Origin of the sequence: Massilia sp. YIM B02769 (genome assembly GCF_030411995.1) — a bacterium.
Classification (GTDB): Bacteria; Pseudomonadota; Gammaproteobacteria; order Burkholderiales; family Burkholderiaceae_D; genus Telluria.
Window position 1 is genome coordinate 334,787 of the sequence record NZ_JASNRC010000003.1, and the last position, 20,810, is coordinate 355,596.

The window sequence follows — 20,810 nt, forward strand, 5'->3', positions numbered from 1 at the left end:
CCCTAGAAAACCGTCCCTTGATGATTGCCCTGGCCGCCTCGGTGGCCGCGCATGCGCTCTTGCTGGCGATCCGTTTTGCCGCGCCCGAGGTGTTCCGCATGCAGCCGGCCGACCCCGGCCTGGAAGTCATCCTCGTCAACGCCAAGCACGCGACTGCCCCGGCCAAGGCCGATGCCCTGGCCCAGGCCAACCTGGAAGGCGGCGGCAGCGCCGACAACGGCCGCGCCAAGTCGCCGCTGCCCGACCTGCGCCGCATCGACAACGGCGACAGCATCAAGGCCCTGCAGCGCCGCATCGCCGAACTCGAGCAGTTGCAGCAAAACGTGCTCACGCGCGTCAAGAATTCGGATTTCAACGCCCCTCCGGTGCGCGACAAGGACAAGCCCGACCCCACCCGCACCGGCCAGGACGAAATCGACACCACGCGCCAGATCGCGCGCATGACGGCCGAGATCACGCAAACCATCGACGACCAGAACCGCCGTCCGAAACGCACCCATATCTCGCCGAGCACGCGCCAGGTCGGCTATGCGCTGTACTACAAGGCGCTGCAAAAGCGCGTGGAAGAAACCGGCACCCTGAATTTCCCCCAGCAAAACGGCCGCAAGCTGTATGGCGAACTGGTGGTGTCGATCCCCGTCTACCAGGACGGCACCCTGTACCAGAAAGAGGGCGGTCCGCGCGTCGAGCGCAGTTCCGGCAACCCGGCGCTGGACAAGGCGGCGCTCGAGATCGTGCGGCGCGCCGCGCCCTTCGGCAGCTTCCCGCAAAACATGCGTTCGGTCGGCAAGGATGACTTGTGGATCGTGATCACCCGCTTTACCTTCACGCGCGAGGAAAAAATGAAGGCCGAACTGCAGGAGCAGTCATGACAGACACCCACCCAGACCACTACTGCGTGATCGGCAATCCCGTCGCACACAGCAAATCGCCGGACATCCACGCCGCCTTTGCGCGCCAGACCGGCCAGCACATCGACTACGGCCGCCGCCTGGCGCCGCTCGACGGCTTTGCCGACGTGGTGCGCGACCTGATCGCCAAGGGCTACAAGGGGGCGAACGTCACCGTGCCCTTCAAGCTGGAAGCGGCCGCCATCGCTACGCGCCTCGAAGAACGGGCGCGCGCCGCCGGCGCCGTGAATACCCTGCGCTTCGTCGACGGAGAAATTGTCGGCGACAACACCGACGGCCCCGGCCTGGTGGCCGACATCGTGCAGAACGCCGGCGTGGCGCTGGCCGGCAAGCGCATCCTGCTGCTGGGCGCAGGCGGCGCGGCGCGCGGCGTGATGCTGCCTTTCCTGCAACAGGGGCCGAGCGCGATCGTGGTGGCCAACCGCACCCGCAAGACCGCCGACACCCTGGTGGCCGATTTCCAGGACCAGGTGACCCGGGTCACGGCCTGCAACTTCGAGGACATCGCAGGCAGCTTCGATATCGTGGTGAACGCCACCTCGGCCAGCCTGACGCAGGAACTGCCGCCGGTACCAAGCTCCGCCTTTACGGAGACCACCCTGGCGCTGGACATGATGTACGGCGACGCACCGACGCCGTTCATGGTGTTTGCCGCCGGGCAGGGCGCCGCCACGCGCGACGGCTTCGGCATGCTGGTCGAGCAGGCTGCTGAAGCCTTCCTGGTCTGGCGCGGCGTGCGCCCGGATACCCGCGAATTGTTGACCACACTGAGAACAAAATAAAAACGATGGCGAAAAAAGGCATGGCATTCGGCGCGTCGACGAAACGCCGCTGGATCAAATGGATTTTCCTCGGCCCGATCCTGGCCTTCATCCTGCTGCAGTTGTATTTCTTCGTGCAAGTGTGCTGGTTCGTCTGGTTCAATCCCAGCTCGACCAGTTTCATGCGCCAGCAGTTATCCGAACTGCGCGAAAAGAATCCGAATGCCGAGCTGAAGCACCAATGGGTGCCCTACGACCGCATTTCGAATAACCTGAAGCGCGCGGTCGTTGCTTCGGAAGACGCGAATTTCGCCGATCACCCGGGCGTGGATTTCGATGCGCTGGAGCGGGCCTATAACCGGAATAACCGCAAGCACAAGGTGGTGGGCGGCGGCTCCACGATTACCCAGCAATTGGCGAAAAACCTGTTCCTGTCCGGTTCGCGCAGCTATCTGCGCAAGGGCCAGGAAATGATCATCGCCTTCATGCTGGAGTCCGTCATGAGCAAGCGCCGCATTCTGGAAGTGTATTTGAACGTGGTCGAATTCGGCCGCGGCGTGTTCGGTGCGGAAGCGGCGGCGCGCTATTACTTCCGCACCCCGGCGGCGAATCTGGCCCCGGCCCAGGCCGCGCGCCTGGCCGTGATGCTGCCGAATCCCCGTTATTACGATCGGCACCGCAGCACCAATTACCTGGTCAAAAGGACCAGCCTGATCCAGCGCCGGATGGGTGCGGCAGAGTTGCCCTGAATCTAGAATTTAATTCGTCGAAAAAACGCCGAAGACGGGGCAAAACCGTTGTTTCGGGGTGGCCGCGCACGGGGTGAACGAGTACACTTGCGTCAGTTTTGATTCCGGCCGAGAAAGCGCGCATGATCAACGTATTTGTCCTACAAAATGGCCGTCTGAACCAGGTCCCGATCGCGTCGCGCGCGGACCTGGAGAATGCCACGCCTGTCTGGGTCGATCTCACCGATCCCGACGACGACGAGCGCGCCTGGGTCAAGGCCATCTACGGCGTCTCGCTGCCGGGCGAAGACGAAGTCTCGGACATCGAGGCCTCGGCCCGCTATTACGAAGCCGAAAACGGCGACCTGCACCTGCGCACCGATTTCCTGCTCGAAGAAGAAGACGGCCCCTCGCGCGTGGTCACCGTCGCCTTTATCCTGTCGGGCAAGATGCTGTTCTCGATGCACTCCGACGATTTGCCGGTATTCCGCCTGGTGCGCATGCGCGCGCGTTCGCGCCCGGGTTCGATCGGCGATTACATGGACGTGCTGCTCGACTTGTATGCGACCGACGCCGAGTACTCGGCCGATGCGCTGGAAGGCATCTACGAAAGCCTGGAAGAAGTCAGCCAGCGCGTGCTGCAAAAGGAATTCACCGACCAGGACGCGGCCGCCGCGCTGAATGCCATCGCGCACGAGGAAGACTTGAATGGCCGGATTCGCCGCAACATGATGGACACGCGCCGCGCGGTGAGTTTCCTGATGCGCGGACGATTGCTGAATGCCGAGCAATTCGACGATGCACGCCAGATCTTGCGCGACATCGAATCGCTGGATGGCCACACCTCCTTTTTGTTCGACAAGGTGAACTTCCTGATGGATGCCACCGTCGGCTTCATTAACATTAACCAGAACAAGATCATCAAGATCTTCTCGGTGGCCTCGGTGGCTTTCCTGCCGCCGACCCTGATCGCCAGTATCTACGGCATGAACTTCCATAAGTGGTTCCCGGAGCTGGACTGGACCTATGGTTATCCGTTCGCGCTGGGCCTGATGGTGGCGAGTGCGATTGCGCCGCTGTGGTACTTCCGCCGCCGCGGCTGGCTGAAATTGGCCTGAACTTCGCCTGAACCTCGCCTGACACCGTCCTCGGCGCATGGTCGAGCCGTCATGGCTCAACCATGCGCCAGGCGTTTTGTGCAGCGCATATCATTGAATTGTCAAAATCACCATCAAGGACAATCCGATGTCGTCTGCCACGATCAGCCCGGGCTACCGCAGTGCGCCCGGCCGGCTTCATACCATCCTGCTCGCGGGGACCGTTCCCCTGTTCCTGGGCGCATTGCTGAGCGATCTCGCCTACCATTCTTCGTATCAAATCCAGTGGAGCAATTTCGCTTCCTGGCTGCTGGCCGGCGCCGAGCTGTTCTGCGGCCTGGCGCTGCTGGCTGCGCTGATCAACCTGGTTCGCGCCAGGCAGAAGGGCGGGCAAACCCTGTACTTCCTGTTGCTGCTGGCCACCTTTGTCCTGGGCTTGGTGAATTGCTTCCAGCACGCCAAGGATGCCTGGGCGGTCATGCCTGCCGGCCTGGTGCTGTCGGTGATCGTCTTCCTGCTGTCTTGCCTGGCGGCCTGGGTCGGCCTGGCGCCACGCGTGGGAGGTGTGCAATGAAGCGCTCGAACGCACTGGCATTCATGAGCATCGCGCTGCTGCTGGGCGCATGCGGAGAGAAGGGCGCCGACACCCAGGCGCGCGGACCCGATCCCAAGCTGCCGGAACAGCAACGCGGTTTGCTGCCGAGCATGAAGATCGCCGAGCCGACGCCCTGGGGCGACCAGAAACCGACTGTACCCGAAGGCTATAGCGTCACGGCAATTGCCACCGACCTGCAGATCCCGCGCCAGACCCTGGTGCTGCCGAACGGCGACATCATCGTGGCCGAAGGCCGTGGCGGCAGCGCGGCCAAGCTCAAGCCGAAGGACGTGATTGCCGGCTACATCAAGGCCAAGGGCAATACCAAGGTGAAAAGCGGCAACCGCCTGACCTTGCTGCGCGACGCCGACGGCGACGGCAAATACGAGCTGAAGACGGTCTTTGCCGAGAACCTGAACGCGCCTTACGGCCTGGCGTTCGCCAACAACAAGCTGTACGTGGCCAACCAGGACGAGCTGGTCAGCTTCGACTACCAGGAAGGCCAGACGAAAGCCGCCGGCGCGCCGGCCAGCGTGGCCAAGCTGCCGTCGCAGATCAACCACCACTGGACCAAGTCGCTGGCCGTCAGCGCGGACGGGCGCTTCCTGTACGTCGGCATCGGCTCGAACAGCAACATCACCGAGCGCGGCATGGAAGCCGAACTGAACCGGGCCGAGGTCTGGCAGATCGACGCCGCTACCGGCGCCCACAAGCCGTACGCCACCGGTATCCGCAATCCGACGGCGCTGGCGATGCATCCGGAAACCGGGCAATTGTTTTCCGTCGTGAACGAGCGCGACGAGCTGGGGCCGGACCTGGTGCCCGACTACCTGACCTCGGTGCGCGAAGGCGGCTTCTATGGCTGGCCGTACAGCTACTGGGGCCAGAACGTCGACCCGCGCGTGATGCCGGGCGATCCGAAAAAGGTGGCCGCCGCCATCAAGCCGGACTACAGCCTGGGTTCGCACGTGGCCGCGCTGGGGCTGTCGTTCTCGCAGGCGGCGATGGGCGACAAGTTTGCGAACGGCGCCTTTGTTGGCGAGCATGGCAGCTGGAACCGCGATGCGCCGGTCGGCTACAAGGTGATCTTCGTGCCGTTTGCCAACGGGCGTCCTTCCGGCCAGCCGATCGACTTCGTCACCGGCTTCCGCACCGAAGAAGGCAAGACGCGCGGCCGTCCGGTCGGCGTGACTGTCGATCCGCGCGGGGCGCTGATCGTGGCCGACGACCTGGCCAACACCGTGTGGCGCGTGACCCGCAACCGCTAAGCGCGGTTTAGTCCGGTAGCTGGCCGACCAGGATCAGGGAGGCCGGCTTGCCGGTATGCGGATGCAATGGCTCGCGCAGTTCGCGCAGCCGCAAGCCATTGTTTTCGAACAGTGCGATCCAGCTCGACAGGGTGCGGAAATACCAGGGCGGCGCGTCCTGGAAGCCGCTGTTGAATCCGGCCCAGCTGCCTTCGCGCCAGCCGTCGACATAGGCCGCGTCGCCGCAGGCCAATACCGGGTGCACGGTTTGCACGACCAGGTGGCCGCCGCAACGCAGGTAAGAAGGCGCCGCGCGCAGCAGGCCTTCGACCGCTTCTTTTCCGATCAGCGAGAAATTGCAGACCGCCAGGTCGGCGGACAACTGCAATGCGCCGTCCGCGATCTGTTCGTAGGACAGGCAGCGGAATGTGCCGCCGCCGGCCGCTTGCGCCTGTTCGACCAGGGTGGGGATCGCATCCACACCCATCATCTGCACTTCCGGCAGCGCACGTATCAGCCAGCCTTCGCCGCAGCCGAGATCGACGGCGCTGGCGGGCGCATAAGCGCGTACCGTCTCGACGATGGCCGCATTCGTGACCAGGGTGCGGCTTTCGATTTCGCCATTCCGGATCGCGGCGATCCAGGGGGCGCTATTCCGGTGCCAGGATTCGATGATCGTGGTGTCAAGCTGAGCAGGCATCTGGCCTCCATGTGGAAGCGACTATTATGCTTGCGTTCACCGCCGGGCGAAACCGCAAGAAGCATGCGCGATTTTCCCGCTATCCGGCAGCGCCTGGTTAGTGCATATAATCGATATCGGAAGCGGCATATCGTTCAGTTTCGTGGACCGTTCGTCCTCTTTCGCGTTGAAATCGTGAAGCATCGTGCCGTGAGCGTGAAGTTTCGGCGCCCTATCGCGTGCAATCGCACGGATTCGGGCGTTATCGGGCGTTATCGGGAAGCGCGCTGGAAAAAAAAGGGGCATCACAGGGAAGGACCGAACGGTTCTGTTACACCCATTTACGCTTCTTTACCCGTCATGACGGTGCAATGCCGGACCGAGGTTTTACAATGGAGGCTTTCAGCCTGTCGAGCTCGCCTCAATACCGATGAGTCGGTATCGATGACGCGCGCTGGATGCGGCGCCACTTCAACGTCAATAAAGCATTCACCGATGGTCCAACGAAATCGTTCCACGCAAGGTCGTTTCCCCTCTGGCGCTGGCGGTACGTCGCCGCGCAAGCAGGCCCTGTATCTCGCGGTTGCCCTGGCAGTGTGCGAGCTGGGCGCCATGCGTCCGGCGCTGGCGCAGGCTGACCGCGCCACGCCAGTCCCGTCCACGACGGCAGTCCCGGCTGCGGCGGCCACGCGCGCGGCGCCGCAATCGGCTCCCGCCGCCAGCGCTGCGGTGTCTGCCCCGGCTGCCCCGGCAACCGAGGGGAGCGAGGCCGCCCCCCAGCAGATCCAGTCCGTCAACGTGGTCGGCGAACGCCAGAACAACCGCATCGACCGCCAGGTCTACGACGTGAAATCCGACGTGAATGCCTCGAATGGCAGCGCCGCTGATGCGCTCGGCAACGTGCCATCGGTGGCGGTCGATGCCGATGGCACCGTGTCGCTGCGCGGCAGCACCAATGTGCAGATCCTGGTCGACGGCAAGCCCTCGGCCATGCTGCAGGGCGAGAACCGCGGTTCGGCGCTGCAGGCCATGCCGGCCGAGGACATCGACTCGGTCGAGGTGATCAACAACCCGGGCGCGGAATTTGGCAACGAAGGCGGCGGCGGACCGATCCTGAACCTGGTCATGAAGCGCAACCGCCGTCCGGGCGGCTTCGGCGCGGCGAATGTCAATGCGGGCACGGAAGGGCGCTACAACGCGGCGCTGAACGGCGCCTACAATTCCGGCCTGTGGGGCTTCCAGGGCGGCGTCAACGTGCGCAAGGATGGCCGCGATTCGACCTATGAAAGCGAGCGCGAGCGCATCGACCCGGTCACCGGCGCCAGCCAGCGCAGCACCCAGCAGTCCACCAGCAATGGCCTGAACGAGAGCGTCGGCCTGCGCGGCCAGGTGACCTACAACCTGAGCCAGGACGACACGCTGGAAGCCGGCATCGGCCTCATGAAGCGCAACAACGACCAGCAGGGCCTGGACCACTACAGCGTGTTCGACGAAAACGGCAACACGACCAGCGACTATGCGCGCACCACGCGCCGCAGCGGCGACAGCAGCAACAACATGGGCAGCCTGCGCTGGGACCACAAGGGCGAGAAGCTGGGCGAGCTGTTCAAGATGGACCTGCGCGTGTCGACCAGCGACAACGACAGCGACACCGACTACGCGAATACCTACACGGTGACGCCGCCGCGTGCGGCCGACAGCCGCAACCTGCAGGACGTGGATAACGCGACCCGCATCATCGACTACACGGGCGACTACGAGTTGCCGCTGGAGAGTGGCGCCATTGTGAAAGTCGGCTACAAGATCGCCGACAACAAGAGCGAGTTCGACACCCGCTACTACGATTTCGACCTGGCCTCCGGCGCGCAAAGCGTCAACGACCGCCGCACCAACGCCTTCGAGATCGACGAGCGCAATACCGCGCTGTACGGCTCCTACCAGTGGAAGGTGAACGAGCGCTGGGGCGCCCAGCTGGGCCTGCGCGCCGAGCATACCGACATGGACCTGAAGCAGGTGACCAGCCGTATAGAAACCGGCAACAGCTACCTGAACTGGATGCCGAGCGCGTTTGCCACGTATAAATTGGCCGAGAAGACGAATCTGCGCTTCTCGTACGCGCACCGCATCCGCCGTCCGGGCGCGAACGAGCTGAATCCTTTCGTGGTCTACCGTGACGAACTGAACGAGTCGAGCGGCAATCCCCTGCTGAAGCCGGTGCAGACCGATTCCTTCGAGGTCGGCTACGAAACCAAGGCTGGCGTGCTCGATGCCAACGTGCGCGCCTATTACCGCAACGAGCGCGACACCATCCGCAGCCGTCAGCTGGCGGTGAGCGACACCGTGATCCTGACGACGCTGGAAAACGGCGGCAGCAACCGTTCCGGCGGCCTCGAGTTCACGCTCAGCGGCAAGGTCACGCCGAAACTCTCGATCAATACCAGCGGCAACGTGTTCGTGGCCGAACAGCAGCAGATCGACCTGCTCGGCGTGGAGAGCAAGCGCAGCGCGACCTCGGTGAACGTGCGCGGGCGCCTGAACTACCAGCTGACCCCGCTCGACCAGGTGCAGTTGATGTTCAATGCCCAGGGCAAGACCCTGACCGGCTATGGCTACCGCGAACCGAGCGCCACCGCCGACCTCAGCTACCGCCGCAACCTGAGCCAGAGCCTGACGCTGGTGGTGAATGCGCGCGATATCTTCAGCTCGCAGAAACAGGAAACCGTCACCGATTCGGCCACGCTGAAGGAATATTCGGTGCGCCGCTTTGACGGGCCGGTGGTGTTCGTCGGCCTGTCCTACCGCTTCGGCGGCGTGCAGGCGAACCGGCGCCAGGATGGGCCGCCGGGCGAGGGCTGGCGTCCGCCGCCGGGCGGCATGCCGCCGGGTGGTTTCGGCGGCGGCCCGGGCGGGCCGGGAATGTAATGCAGGCGATGAAATAAAATTTCATCATTGCACATCATTTGAAATTTTATTTCACGGGCGACGTGAGCGCTTCTTGAAAGCCTGCGCCGCCATCCTCGCAGTGCACATGCCTGAGCGTCTTGCCGCGCCGCTCCACCGTCAGACCGTCCTCGAAGACCGGCGTGGCGCCGTCGTCCGCGCGGCCGACGCGGCTGTACAGGGTATAGGTATAGCCGCTGCGTCCAAAGGCGACCGAGGTGATGCCGCCGCCAATGGCGGGCAGGCTGCTGACCTTGAACGCCGCCTGCGCGCGCTGGCCCGGCGCCGGATATTCCAGTTCCAGCGCCGCCGGCAAGCCGAAGCGGTACTGCAGGCCGCCGCCGGCGTGCGCCGCGCGGCACAGCGACACCAGCTTGCCTTCCACGCTGCAGGCGAACACCACGGCCTCGCCGGCCAGGCACAGCGACGCGGCCGGCGCCTGCCCCCAGGCCGGCACGGCGAGGCAGCAGCCCAGCGCCGCCGCGCACCATTCAAATCCCCAATGCTTTCTTGATGTTCGCAAGGCGCGCTCCCCGGTCGCTCAGTCCATTCAGGCCGCCGTTGACGGCGCGGGTGACTTCTTCCAGGTCGTCGGCATCGGCCAGCGCATTGACTGTACGCGCATCCCAGTAGTGAAAGGCCGATTCGATGGCGTATTTGAGTTCGCTCAGGAGCAGATCGGGTTCGCGCAGGAAGTCGCGTGGGTCGCTCGCATCGCGCGCATTGTGGGCAGCGGTGAAGGCGGCGTAATTGTCCTTGCCGGTCAACTGGATCAGGCCGCGCCCGCGGTAGCGGAAGCCGTCGCCCGAGGCTTCGCTGCCGTTGCCGAGGCGGTCGGCGTACACGTAGCTGAGCAGGTGCTCGGCATTGCCGGCATAAAAATCCGACGCGCTCCACAGCTTGGGGCGCAGGCGCGCCGGCTGGCCGTCGGCGCCGAGACGGCATTCGTTGAGCGTGCGGTCGTACTGGGTTTGTCCGCCCTTGCAGCCGAATACCTGGCGCATGCGCACGGCCGAATAGCGGCCGTTTTCCTCGGTCGCGCGGAAGCTGCTTTCGTGCCCGATCTGGGCCAGGAAGTGGGCGATGCGCAGCGGCGTGTCGACCCGGTAGCGGCGCGCGCTGTCGTTCAGGCCGTCGACGATGCCGGCGTAATAGCTTTCCGAATTGGTCGGATCGGCAATGCGCAGCAGCGCCACGCTGACGGCAAAGGGCGCGCCTTCGCTGCGCGGCAGGGAAGGGGGCTGCAGGTGCGAACGGGACACGCGCGAGCGTGCGCTGCCGGGTAAGGATCGTCGAAGTCGCACCATGCTCGCCTCCCGCCGAAGTGGAACCATGATGACACAGCGCGCATCCGGCGCCGCCAGGCGCGCGTGCACGATGTTTGAGGTGGCATAAATGCCGCGTACATCCTTGGTTACCCACGTCAAATAACCCGTATTTCATATTTTTACGTCCTTCCTTATTGACTTTGCAATGAGAATCGTTATCATTTACATTCTCATTACGATGCATGTTGCACTGCGTTTCGAACGATGACGCGCGTGCGACACCAGCCTGTCGTTCTTTTCTTCTGCTACTAACTTGAGGTCTCTGATGGAAATGCATGTGCACGCACGTGGGCGCTATAACCTGAACCGCATTGCCCTGGCGGTTGCCATGGCCATGCCGCTGCTTGCGCATGCCGAGGCCGACGACATTGCCGATGAACCAACTGTCGCCGACCAACCAATGCAGCAGGTGCAGATCCGCGCCCAGAAGGCCCCGGTCACCGGTTCCTACGGCTCGGACGTCATCGCCGGCCCGACGCCGCTGTCGCTGTCGCCGCGCGAGACCCCGCAGTCGATCACCGTGGTCAACCTGCAGCGCATCGAAGACCAGCAAATGACCACGGTGTCCGACATCGTCGACAACGTCACCGGCGTCTCGGTCAACCAGTACGAAACCAACCGCGCCGGCTTCACCTCGCGCGGCTTCGACATCGACAACCTGCAGATCGACGGCATCGCCACCACCTACGACCAGGCCTGGAGCGCCGGCGAAGTCTCGAGCAGCCTGGCGACCTACGAGCGCGTGGAAGTGGTGCGCGGCGCCACCGGCCTGATGACCGGCGCCGGCAACCCGTCGGCCGCGATCAACCTGGTGCGCAAGCATGCCGACAGCAAGGAAGTGAAGGGCTGGCTCGAAGGCAGCGTCGGCCGCTGGAACGCCAAGCGCGTGCTGGGCGACGTCTCGACCCCGCTGAACACCAGCGGCAGCGTGCGCGCGCGCTTCGTCGGCGAATACACGGATGGCGACAGCTGGATCGACGCCCTGAGCAACCGCAACCACACCCTGTACGCGACCATCGCGGCCGACCTGACGCCGACCACCCTGCTGCAGGCCGGCTACAGCCACCAGGACCTGCACGCCAAGGGCCCGATGTGGGGCAGCCTGCCTTACTGGTACACCGACGGCACCCGCACCAACTGGGACCGCTCGAAGACCACGGCCGCCGACTGGACCGCCTTGCCCTCGACCTACGACAACGGCTTCGTCGACCTGACCCACAGCTTCGGCAACGGCTGGAAGGTGCGCGCCAACTACAACCACGGCGAGCGCCGCGGCGACTCCTACCTGCTCTACCTGTCGGGCATGCCCGACCGTGTCAGCGGTGCCGGCATGAGCGATTTCTCGGGCTCCTACCACACCCGTACGGAGCAGAACGACGTCGGCCTGCACGTCTTCGGCGAGTTCGATGCGCTGGGGCGCAAGCATGAAGTCTCGTTCGGCTACATGCGCATGAAGCAGACCTTCAACTCGGACAACCGCGCGGCCGATTTCGGCGGCGCGAGTTCGACCGTCACCGACTTCAACAACTGGAATCCGTCCGCCTACCCGACCCCGAGCTGGGGCGAGCTGACCTTCTACGAGAAGAGCGCAACGAAGCAGGAAGCGCTGTACGGCGTCACCCGCCTGAACCTGGCCGATCCGCTCAAGCTGATCGTCGGCGCGCGCGTCACCGACTACGAAAAGAACGGCGTCGGCCTGTGGACGGCGGCGTATTCGATCAAGCACGACCACGAGGTCACGCCCTACGCCGGTCTGGTGTTCGACATCAACCGGCAGCTCTCGGCCTACGCCAGCTACACCGACATCTTCCAGCCGCAAAACAACCGTGACCTGGCCGGCAACCTGCTCGACCCGATCGTCGGCAAGAACATCGAGGCCGGCATCAAGGGCGAGTTCTTCGACAAGCGCCTGAACGCCTCCCTGGCCGTGTTCCAGATCAAGCAGGATGGCCTGGCCCAGGAAGCGGGCCTGATCGACCGCGACGGCGCCGGCCCGAACGTCCCGGAAGTCTATTACCGCGCCGCCGCCGGCGCCAAGAGCCGCGGCTTCGAGTTCGACCTGACCGGCCGCCTGGCCCAGGGCTGGAACGCCACCGCCGGCTATACCCAGTTCCGCGCCAAGGACGCCGACGGCGCCGATTTCAACAGCATCTACCCGCGCCGCCTGCTGCGCGTGTTCACCACTTACCGCCTGCCCGGCGAGTGGGACAAGCTGACGGTCGGCGGCGGCGTGAACTGGGAAGGCCGCACCTGGACCCTCGACCCGAACGCGCCGGCTAGTACCGACGGCATCATCGAGCAGAAGAGCTTCGCGCTGGTCAACCTGATGGCGCGCTACGAATTCACCTCGCAGCTGTCGGCCCAGCTGAACCTCGATAACGTGACCGACAAGACCCACTTCGGCATGTTCGCGGCCTACGGCGGCATCAACTACCGCGCGCCGCGCAGCGCCACGCTGACGCTGCGCTACCGCTTCTAACGCATCGACAAGACAAAGAGGAGGCCGAGATGCGCGCATTCTGGACCCTGGTCCACCGTTACTTCGGCCTGCTCACGGCCGCCTTCCTGTTCGTGAGCGGCGTCACCGGCGCCGTGATCTCCTGGGACCACGAGCTCGACGACCTGCTCAATCCGCACCTGATGGAGGCGCACACGCCGGGCAAGTCGCAGGATGCACTGGCGCTGGCGCAGCAGGTCGAGGCGCGCTATCCGGACATCCGCGTCTCCTACATTCCGCTGCAGCCGGAGGCGGGCGAGTCGCTGGCGCTGGGCGTGTCGCCGCGCTACGACACCAGGACCGGCGAACTGACGCAACCCGGCTTCAACCAGGTCTTCCTCGACCCGGTGACCGGCGCCGAGCTGGGCAAGCGCGAGTGGGGCGCGGTGTGGCCGATCACGAAGGAGACCTTCGTCTCCTTCCTGTACCGCCTGCACTACACGCTGCACATTCCGGAAATGTGGGGCATCGACCGCTGGGGCATCTGGCTGATGGGCGCGATCGCCATCGTCTGGATGGTGGACAGTTTTGTCGGCTTTTATCTTACCTTGCCGGTGCGCCGGCGCCAGGCCGCGGTGGCAGTGGCTGCACTGAACGGGAAGCTGGAACCGGCCGGTAAAACCTGGTGGCAGCGCTGGCAGCCGGCCTGGAAGGTACGCTGGAAGGGTGGCTCGTCGAAACTGAACTTCGACCTGCACCGCGCTTTCAGTTTGTGGACCTGGGTGCTGCTGTTCATCCTCGCGTTCACCGCGTTCTCGCTGAACCTCTACCAGGAGATTTTCTATCCGGTGATGAGCAAGGTGTCGCAAGTGACGCCGACCCCGTTCGACACCCGCCCGATGGCCGACAAGCAGCACCTGATCGAGCCGAAGGTGCCGATGGCCGAGGCGGTGCAGGTGGCGAACGCCGAGGGCGTGCGGCGCGGCTGGACCGACTCGGTCGGCGGCATCTATTACTCGCAGGAGTTCGGCATCTACATGGTCAGCTTCTTCCAGCCGGGCGGCGACCATGGCACCGGCGGCGTCGGTCCGGCCCTGCTGTACTACGACGGCGTGAACGGGGCGCTGCTGGGCGAGCGCCAGCCGTGGAAGGGCACGGCGGCGGACATTTTTGTCCAGGCCCAGTTCCCGCTGCACTCGGGCCGCATCCTGGGGCTGCCGGGGCGGATCCTGATTTCCTTCATGGGCGTGGTGGTGGCCATGCTGAGCGTGACCGGGGTGATCATCTGGTGGCGCAAGCGGGCGTCGCGCAGGGTGGTGGTGGCGCAGCGCAAAGAGGTGATGGCGCGGGCGTAAGCCGTCCGTTTGATATTCGTGGCGTTAAACCGTAAGGTGGGCACCCCGTGCCCACGCGGACGCGTGCGTCATGTTGGCTATTGAACGCGGCGGTTAAAACATCAAACCCGACACGTTATCGCGGATCATCCAGATACTTTCGGGTGGCGTGTGGTGTGGTGCTAAGCGCGCCAACATGACGCGCACATCCGCGTGGGCACAGCGTGCCCACCGTACGGTTCGGCGCATCGACTTGGCGATGCGCCGCTGGCCCTGCGAGCGCCGGACTGACAGATTACGCCAGCTTCGCGAACACCCGCTTCGCCGCCTCCACCGTCTCGGCAATCACCGCATCATCATGCGCCGCCGACACAAACCCCGCCTCGAACATGGCCGGCGCGAAGTACACGCCTTCGTCCAGCATGCCGTGGAAGAAGGCATTGAAGCGCGCCTTGTCGCCGGCCATCATCTGGCCATACGACGCCGGGATGGTCTCGCTGAAGTACATGCCGAACATGCCGCCCACCGAATCGCCGCAGAAAGCGATCCCCGCCTCCTTCGCCGCCGCCGTCAAGCCGGCCACCAGCTTCTCGCCGGTCGCCGTCAGCTGCTCGTAGAAGCCCGGCTCCTGGATCAGCTTCAGCGTGGTCATGCCGGCCGCCACCGCCACCGGGTTGCCCGACAGCGTGCCGGCCTGGTAGACCGGCCCGATCGGCGCCATCTTCTGCATCAGTTCCGCCTTGCCGCCGAAGGCCGCCACCGGCAGGCCGCCGCCGATGACCTTGCCCAGCGCGGTCAGGTCCGGCGTGATCCCATACATCTCCTGGGCGCCGCCCAGGCCGACGCGGAAGCCGCACATCACTTCGTCGAAGATCAGCACCGCGCCGTGCTCGGTGCACAGCTCGCGCATGCGGGTCAGGAATTCCGGCGTGGCGCGGATCAGGTTCATGTTGCCGGCCACCGGCTCGACGATCACGCAGGCAATCGTCTCGCCCATCGAGGCGAATGCCTCTTCCAGCTGGGTGACGTTGTTGTAGTCGAGGACCAGGGTGTGCTTGACGAAGTCTTCCGGCACACCGGCCGAGGTCGGGTTGCCGAAGGTGAGCAGGCCCGAACCGGCTTTTACCAGCAGCGAGTCGGCGTGGCCGTGGTAGCAGCCTTCGAACTTGACGATCTTGTCGCGCCCGGTGGCGCCACGGGCCAGGCGCAGCGCGCTCATGGTCGCTTCGGTGCCGGAGGAGACCAGGCGCACCTGCTCGATCGACGGCACCAGTTTGATGATTTCCTCGGCGATCTCGATCTCGCCTTCGGTCGGCGCGCCGAACGAGAGGCCGTTGGCGGCCGCATCCTGCACCGCCTTGATCACTTGCGGGTGCGCGTGGCCGACGATGGCCGGGCCCCAGGAGCCGATGTAGTCGATGTAGCGCTTGCCGTCGGCGTCCCAGAAATACGGGCCTTCGGCGCGGGTGATGAAGCGCGGGGTGCCGCCGACCGAGCGGAAGGCGCGCACCGGCGAGTTCACGCCGCCCGGCGTGCTTTGCTGGGCGCGTTCGAACAGGATGTCGTTGCGGGAGGTGCTGGTTTGTTCAATAGTCATCTTGTAAACCTTGTCTTGTTATTGCCGGCCCAGCGCAAACTGGGTGCGGTGGAAGCGGTTGGGAACGAGCTTGCCCATGCCGAAGCGGCGGGCATGGCGCAGGGCGCCATAGGTAAATTCCTGGGCGGCGGCCAGGGCCTCGGGCGCATCCAGGCCTTGCGCCATCAGCGCGGCCAGCGCGCCCGACAGCGTGGTGCCGGCGCCAACAAAAGGCCCGGCCAGGTGCTGCCAGTCGATCGTGGTCACCATGCCGTCGCGGTCGAACAGGGTGTTCGCGCGGTTGTGGCCGCTGCCCTGGGTGCAGGTGACCAGCACGTACTGGCAACCGCGTCCGGTGAGTTCGGCGACGTCGGCTTCCAGCGTGCTGTCGGCCCCCGGCTCGCGCCAGGATTCGGCCATGCGGCCGAGTTCCGCCTGCGACAGCATCAGCACGGTGGCCTGGGGCGCCAGGATCTGGCGGATCGCCGCCACCGTGTCTTCGTCGGACATGCCGGCGTCGGGCAGCGAGGACAGGAAGGGATCGACGATCAGCGGCACGTCGGCGTAGTCGGAGACGATTTCGGCAATCGCCGCGGCCTGCTCGATGCTGGCGATGGCGCCGATCTTGACGGCCGCGACCGGCATGTCCTCGAGCACCACGCGCGCCTGGTCGGCCATCCAGCCGGTGTCGAGTTCATGGAGCTCCTCGACGCGCGCGCTGTCGGCCACCAGCAAGGCGGTGGGAACGGAGAGGGCGTGGCAGCCGAAGGCCGCGAAGGTAGCGAGGTCGGCTTGTACACCGAGGGCGCCGACGGGGTCCAGCACGCCAAATGTGAGAATCAGCGGAGACGATTGGTTTTGCACGGCGGGTAGATTAAGATACCTGATTCCCCATTTTACTAGATAGAAGGAACGACACCGTGAGTAACGAAACGACGGCGACCGCGTACCAGACCTGGATGTGCCTGATTTGCGGCTGGGTCTACGACGAAGAAGCGGGCGCGCCGGAAGATGGCATCGCACCCGGCACCCGCTGGGCCGACGTGCCGATGAACTGGACTTGCCCGGAATGCGGCGCCCGCAAGGACGACTTCGAGATGACCGCGATCTGATGGAATCTCGATAAACCTACTGCGCGTCGAATTGTTGGCCTGCGATGCTCGCTGTACTCAAGTACAGCTGCGCTTCTCGACCAACACTTCTTCCGCTCGCTACGGTTTCTTGGGATTCCGATACGCCCGTAACAAAACAAACCGGTTTTACTGGCATTTCTGCTAATTCAGTTATCAAAACCACCCGCACCGATAACGGATTTTCTAGCCCTTCCAACAAGCTTTTCCCTCCGCGATTTGCCCGTAGTTGACTCTGTGCAACACTTTGCGCACAAGCCTACAGCCCTATGCTATCGTTGCGTTCCATGCTGAAGTGAAACGAACATGACGACATCGCAGCACACAAACAGCCCCACCATCATGGTGATCGACGATAGCAACACGATCCGCCGTTCCGCCGAAATCTTCCTCACCCAGGCCGGGTACCAGGTGGTGCTGGCCGAGGACGGCTTCGATGCGCTGGCCAAGATCAACGACCATCATCCGGCGCTGGTGTTCTGCGACATCCTCATGCCGCGCCTGGACGGCTACCAGACCTGCGCCCTGATCAAGAAAAGCGCGCGCTTTCACGCCACGCCGGTGGTCATGCTGTCCTCGAAGGATGGCCTGTTCGACCGGGCGCGCGGCGCGATGGTCGGGTCGAGCGCCTACCTCACCAAGCCTTTTTCCAAAGACACCCTGCTCGCGGCCGTCCGCGAGCACACGGCCCCAGCGGCCTGATTAACCGAGTACGGAGCCCACCGTGGCCATACACAAGATCCTGATCGTCGACGATTCCCCGACCGAACGCTATTACCTGACCGATATCCTGGTAAAGAACGGCTTTTCCGTTTCCACCGCCGAGAACGGCGAAGACGCGCTGCTGAAGATGCGCGCCGACCGTCCCGAGCTGATCCTGATGGACGTGGTCATGCCCGGCGCCAACGGCTTCCAGGTGACGCGCTCGATCGCCCGCGATCCGGAACTGTCCAGCGTGCCCGTCATCATCTGCAGCAGCAAGAACCAGGAAACCGACCGCATCTGGGGCATGCGCCAGGGCGCCCAGGATTACTTCGTCAAGCCGGTCGACCCGCAACAGCTGCTGGCGCGCATCGCCGCCCTCGGCGCCTGATGAACGCCGCCGTCACCGGCCCGGACCTCGCACCCGCCGACCCGGCTGCCGCCTTGTCCGCCCCGTCGCCGCACGCCCTGCGCCGCACCCGCCTGCGCGACTACCAGGCGCAGTTGCTGGCGCGCGTGCAGGCCGCCCAGGACGGCAGCACCCAGGCCGTGCACCAGCTGGGCGTGTCCATCGGCGGCCAGCGCTACCTGCTGGAACTGGCCGAGGCCGGCGAGATCGTGCCGCCGGTGGCGCTGGCGCGCGTGCCGCGCACCCAGCCCTGGTACCTGGGCCTGGCGAATATCCGCGGCAGCCTGCTCGGCGTGGTCGACCTGGCGCGCTACCTCGATCCGAAGAACAGCGCCGCCGGCCCGGACGCGCGCTTCCTGTCGCTGGCGCCGCGCCTCGGCCTGAAGTGCGCGCTGCTGGTGACCCAGGTGCACGGCCTGCGCCGCGCCGAAGCGATGACGCCCGACACCGATGCCGGCGCGCTGCGCCTGGTCGACGCCGACGGCCAGGCCTGGACGCCGCTGTCGCTGGCCGCCCTCGCGCAGGAAGAGCGCTTCCTCCACGTCGGACTCTAATTACACCGCACTACAACAACAATCAACCCGCTGGACCAGGGAGCCGCAATGGGAATCATGTCGTTGAATTTTCTGTCGAAGGATAAGAACGGAGACGAGACCGTGTTGTCGTCGCCGGATACCGAGTTTGGCAGCGGTCCGGACGGCGCCGCGCTGGCGCTGGCAGGCATCCCGTCCGCAGCGGGCGGCGCCGCCGCCGCCGAGGCGCCCGGCTCGGCCAACGCGGCCATGCTGCGCCTCGGCCAGCTGATCCGCCCTGGCGCATCGAGCACCGACGACGAAGAAGAAAGCAACCTGAGCCTGCCCCTGATCGGCCATCTGTCGCTGCCGCGCCAGCTGCGCATCCTGCTGGTCGCGTTCGGCGGCGGCATCCTGCTGACCATCCTGGCGATGTGGCAGAACGCCAACGTCAACGCCCGCGTCGCCGCCCAGATCCAGGTGGCCAGTGAAATCCAGCTGCACTCGCAGCGCGTCGGCAAGGCCGCGCCGAATGCGCTGGCCGGTAACGTCGATTCGTTTGCCCAGCTGGCCGACAGCCGCACCGAGATCAACCGCGACCTGCGCCTGCTCACCGCCGGCGGCAGCATCGGCAACGTGACCATCCCCGCCGCCAGCGGCCGCCAGGGCGCGCTGCTGGGCCGTGCGCGCGCTACCTGGACCGCGTCCGAGCTCGGTTCGGCCAACATCCTGCAGATGAAGGGCGCGCTGATCGGCTTCGACAAGAGCGTGCGCCAGCTCGACGCGCTGGCCACCGAGATGCTGGTGCTGACCGAAGACCTGATGGCCCAGAACGTCGAGCGCGGCGCGAGTGCCCGCGAACTCGCTGCGATCGGCCGCATGATGATGCTGACCCAGCGCCTGGCGCGCGGCGCCAACAGCTTCTTCGCCATTGGCGTGCCGCGCGACGACGCGGCAGTGCGCATCGGCGCCGACAGCGCCGCCTTCGAGCATGCGCTGCAAACCCTGCTGAGCGGCGCCGCCGCCCAGCGCAACGACGACCTGCGCGACAAGCTGCGCCAGATCCAGGTGCGCTTCGACGCCTTCCGCAAGGACTTCGCGCCCTTCCTCGACAACCCGGTGGCCTACTCGAAGGCGCGCGCCGCCGCCCGCACCATCCACCGCGACAACGAGGAAATGAAGAAGCAGGTCGCCGCGCTGCAGACCGGTTACCGCGAACAGCAGTCCTCGTCGAACCCGTGGTTCTGGCTGCTGGTGGTGGCGTCGGTCTTCACCCTGGTGACGGCCTTCTCGATCAGCCGCGTCATGCTGCAGGACTCGCGCAACCGCACCCGCGGCGCCGAGAGCCGCCGCCGCGAAGCCGAGGCCAGCCGCCAGCTGGCCCAGGCCAAGGAAGAAGAAGCCAAGGCCACCAACGACCAGAACCAGGCCGCGATCCTGCGCCTGATGAACGAACTGCAGGACGTGGCGAACGGCGACCTGACCGTGCACGCCACCGTCTCGGAAGACATCACCGGCGCGATCGCCGACTCGGTCAATTTCACGGTCGAGGAATTGCGCGGCCTGGTGCAGCGCGTGACCGGCACCGCCGAGCAGGTGACCCAGGCCTCGAACGACGCCCAGGACATCTCCACCGAACTGCTGGGCGCGACCGAAGCGCAGTCGCGCGAGATCGAGGACGCTTCGTCCACCGTCCTGCGCATGGCCAACGAGATTACCGACGTGTCGAAGTCGGCCAACGAATCGGCCGACGTGGCGCGCCAGTCGGTGGCGGCGGCGGAGCAGGGTTCGGCCGCGGTGCAGAATGCCATCCTCGGCATGCACGAGATCCGCGAGCAGATCCAGGAGACCTCGAAGCGCATCAAGCGCCTGGGCGAATCCTCGCAGGAGATCGGCGAGATCACCGAACTGATTTCCGACATTACCGAGCAGACCAACGTGCTGGCGCTGAACGCGGCGATCCAGGCGGCGTCGGCCGGCGAAGCGGGGCGCGGCTTCTCGGTGGTGGCGGAAGAGGTGCAGCGCCTGGCCGAACGCTCGGGCGAAGCGGCCAAGCAGATCGGCGCCCTGGTGCGGACGATTCAGACCGATACCCACGACGCCGCCGCGGCAATGGAAAAATCGACCCAGGGCGTGGTCGAAGGCGCGCGCCTGTCGGATGCGGCCGGCGCCGCGCTGGCCGATATCTCGCGCGTCTCGAACCGCCTGGCCGAACTGATCCAGGGTATCTCGTTCGCCACCGGCTTGCAGGCGACGTCCGCGAACGGCGTGGCGCACAATATGCAGCACATCCTGTCGGTGACCGAGCACACCCAGGCCGGCACGCGCCAGACCGCGCAATCGATTCGCCAACTGGCCGCGCTGGCGCAGGAACTGAAAAACTCGGTGTCGCGCTTCCGCGTCGCCCAATAATGCAGACAACAA

General features: G+C 65.2%; 19 protein-coding genes. 14 read left to right on the top strand and 5 right to left on the bottom strand.

Annotated features, from left to right (window positions below):
- Positions 1 to 20: 20 nt before the first annotated feature.
- The 6 genes from QPK31_RS06625 to QPK31_RS06650 all read left to right on the top strand — a co-directional run bounded on the left by QPK31_RS06625 (position 21) and on the right by QPK31_RS06650 (position 5,360).
- Positions 21 to 872, top strand: coding sequence for a TonB family protein (locus QPK31_RS06625; RefSeq protein ID WP_290422283.1), 852 nt, complete (start codon positions 21 to 23; stop codon positions 870 to 872).
- Entirely contained in the window at positions 869 to 1,693 is an 825-nt protein-coding gene (aroE, locus tag QPK31_RS06630) for a shikimate dehydrogenase (protein WP_290422150.1), read from the top strand. Before QPK31_RS06625 ends, aroE begins: the two co-directional genes overlap by 4 nt.
- Positions 1,694 to 1,713: 20 nt before the next feature.
- Positions 1,714 to 2,421, top strand: coding sequence for a monofunctional biosynthetic peptidoglycan transglycosylase (mtgA, locus tag QPK31_RS06635; protein WP_290422151.1), 708 nt, complete (start codon positions 1,714 to 1,716; stop codon positions 2,419 to 2,421).
- A gap of 122 nt (positions 2,422 to 2,543) precedes the next feature.
- Positions 2,544 to 3,518 carry a magnesium/cobalt transporter CorA gene (gene corA, locus QPK31_RS06640; protein WP_290422152.1) on the top strand — a complete coding sequence of 325 codons (975 nt, stop codon included), beginning with the start codon at positions 2,544 to 2,546 and terminating at the stop codon, positions 3,516 to 3,518.
- Positions 3,519 to 3,645: 127 nt separating this feature from the next.
- On the top strand, positions 3,646 to 4,071 hold the full coding sequence (locus QPK31_RS06645; protein ID WP_290422153.1) for a DUF2231 domain-containing protein: 426 nt from the start codon (positions 3,646 to 3,648) through the stop codon (positions 4,069 to 4,071).
- Positions 4,068 to 5,360, top strand: coding sequence for a sorbosone dehydrogenase family protein (locus QPK31_RS06650; protein WP_290422154.1), 1,293 nt, complete (start codon positions 4,068 to 4,070; stop codon positions 5,358 to 5,360). The genes QPK31_RS06645 and QPK31_RS06650 overlap by 4 nt, the downstream gene beginning before the upstream one ends.
- Before the next feature lie 7 nt (positions 5,361 to 5,367).
- Here the strand turns inward: QPK31_RS06650 and QPK31_RS06655 are convergent, their stop codons facing one another.
- Positions 5,368 to 6,039, bottom strand: a complete 672-nt coding sequence (locus tag QPK31_RS06655; protein ID WP_290422155.1) for a trans-aconitate 2-methyltransferase — start codon at positions 6,037 to 6,039, stop codon at positions 5,368 to 5,370.
- Between the two features lie 474 nt (positions 6,040 to 6,513).
- Here QPK31_RS06655 and QPK31_RS06660 point away from each other — a divergent pair, with 474 nt between their 5' ends.
- The gene (locus tag QPK31_RS06660) at positions 6,514 to 8,940 is read left to right on the top strand and encodes a TonB-dependent receptor domain-containing protein (RefSeq protein ID WP_290422156.1); all 2,427 of its coding nucleotides are present in this window, start codon (positions 6,514 to 6,516) and stop codon (positions 8,938 to 8,940) included.
- A 46-nt stretch (positions 8,941 to 8,986) separates the two neighbouring features.
- Here the strand turns inward: QPK31_RS06660 and QPK31_RS06665 are convergent, their stop codons facing one another.
- Together QPK31_RS06665 and QPK31_RS06670 are read right to left on the bottom strand one after the other, a co-directional pair.
- On the bottom strand, positions 8,987 to 9,481 hold the full coding sequence (locus QPK31_RS06665) for a hypothetical protein (protein ID WP_290422157.1): 495 nt from the start codon (positions 9,479 to 9,481) through the stop codon (positions 8,987 to 8,989).
- On the bottom strand, positions 9,450 to 10,220 hold the full coding sequence (locus tag QPK31_RS06670; protein WP_290422158.1) for a hypothetical protein: 771 nt from the start codon (positions 10,218 to 10,220) through the stop codon (positions 9,450 to 9,452). Before QPK31_RS06670 ends, QPK31_RS06665 begins: the two co-directional genes overlap by 32 nt.
- A gap of 331 nt (positions 10,221 to 10,551) precedes the next feature.
- On the opposite strand from QPK31_RS06670, the gene QPK31_RS06675 reads away from it, so the two are divergent.
- The gene (locus QPK31_RS06675; protein ID WP_290422159.1) at positions 10,552 to 12,765 is read left to right on the top strand and encodes a TonB-dependent siderophore receptor; all 2,214 of its coding nucleotides are present in this window, start codon (positions 10,552 to 10,554) and stop codon (positions 12,763 to 12,765) included.
- A 29-nt stretch (positions 12,766 to 12,794) separates the two neighbouring features.
- Entirely contained in the window at positions 12,795 to 14,078 is a 1,284-nt protein-coding gene (locus tag QPK31_RS06680) for a PepSY domain-containing protein (protein WP_290422160.1), read from the top strand.
- A 274-nt stretch (positions 14,079 to 14,352) separates the two neighbouring features.
- Here QPK31_RS06680 and hemL read toward each other — a convergent pair whose 3' ends face one another.
- Entirely contained in the window at positions 14,353 to 15,654 is a 1,302-nt protein-coding gene (gene hemL / locus QPK31_RS06685; protein ID WP_290422161.1) for a glutamate-1-semialdehyde 2,1-aminomutase, read from the bottom strand.
- Between the two features lie 18 nt (positions 15,655 to 15,672).
- Positions 15,673 to 16,497 (bottom strand): hydroxymethylpyrimidine/phosphomethylpyrimidine kinase, encoded by an 825-nt coding sequence (locus tag QPK31_RS06690; RefSeq protein WP_374045783.1) that lies wholly within the window; start codon positions 16,495 to 16,497, stop codon positions 15,673 to 15,675.
- Positions 16,498 to 16,592: 95 nt separating this feature from the next.
- Between QPK31_RS06690 and QPK31_RS06695 the strand changes: the two genes are divergently transcribed.
- From QPK31_RS06695 to QPK31_RS06715, 5 genes are all read left to right on the top strand, one after another.
- Positions 16,593 to 16,745, top strand: coding sequence for a rubredoxin (locus QPK31_RS06695; protein WP_091876441.1), 153 nt, complete (start codon positions 16,593 to 16,595; stop codon positions 16,743 to 16,745).
- A gap of 324 nt (positions 16,746 to 17,069) precedes the next feature.
- The gene (locus QPK31_RS06700; RefSeq protein WP_290422163.1) at positions 17,070 to 17,465 is read left to right on the top strand and encodes a PleD family two-component system response regulator; all 396 of its coding nucleotides are present in this window, start codon (positions 17,070 to 17,072) and stop codon (positions 17,463 to 17,465) included.
- A gap of 22 nt (positions 17,466 to 17,487) precedes the next feature.
- Complete coding sequence (locus QPK31_RS06705) at positions 17,488 to 17,856, top strand: response regulator (RefSeq protein WP_290422164.1); 369 nt, start codon at positions 17,488 to 17,490, stop codon at positions 17,854 to 17,856.
- A complete protein-coding gene (locus QPK31_RS06710; RefSeq protein ID WP_290422165.1) occupies positions 17,856 to 18,428 on the top strand; it encodes a chemotaxis protein CheW in 573 nt (190 codons plus the stop codon). Before QPK31_RS06705 ends, QPK31_RS06710 begins: the two co-directional genes overlap by 1 nt.
- Before the next feature lie 57 nt (positions 18,429 to 18,485).
- The gene (locus QPK31_RS06715) at positions 18,486 to 20,798 is read left to right on the top strand and encodes a methyl-accepting chemotaxis protein (RefSeq protein ID WP_374045784.1); all 2,313 of its coding nucleotides are present in this window, start codon (positions 18,486 to 18,488) and stop codon (positions 20,796 to 20,798) included.
- Positions 20,799 to 20,810: the final 12 nt, after the last annotated feature.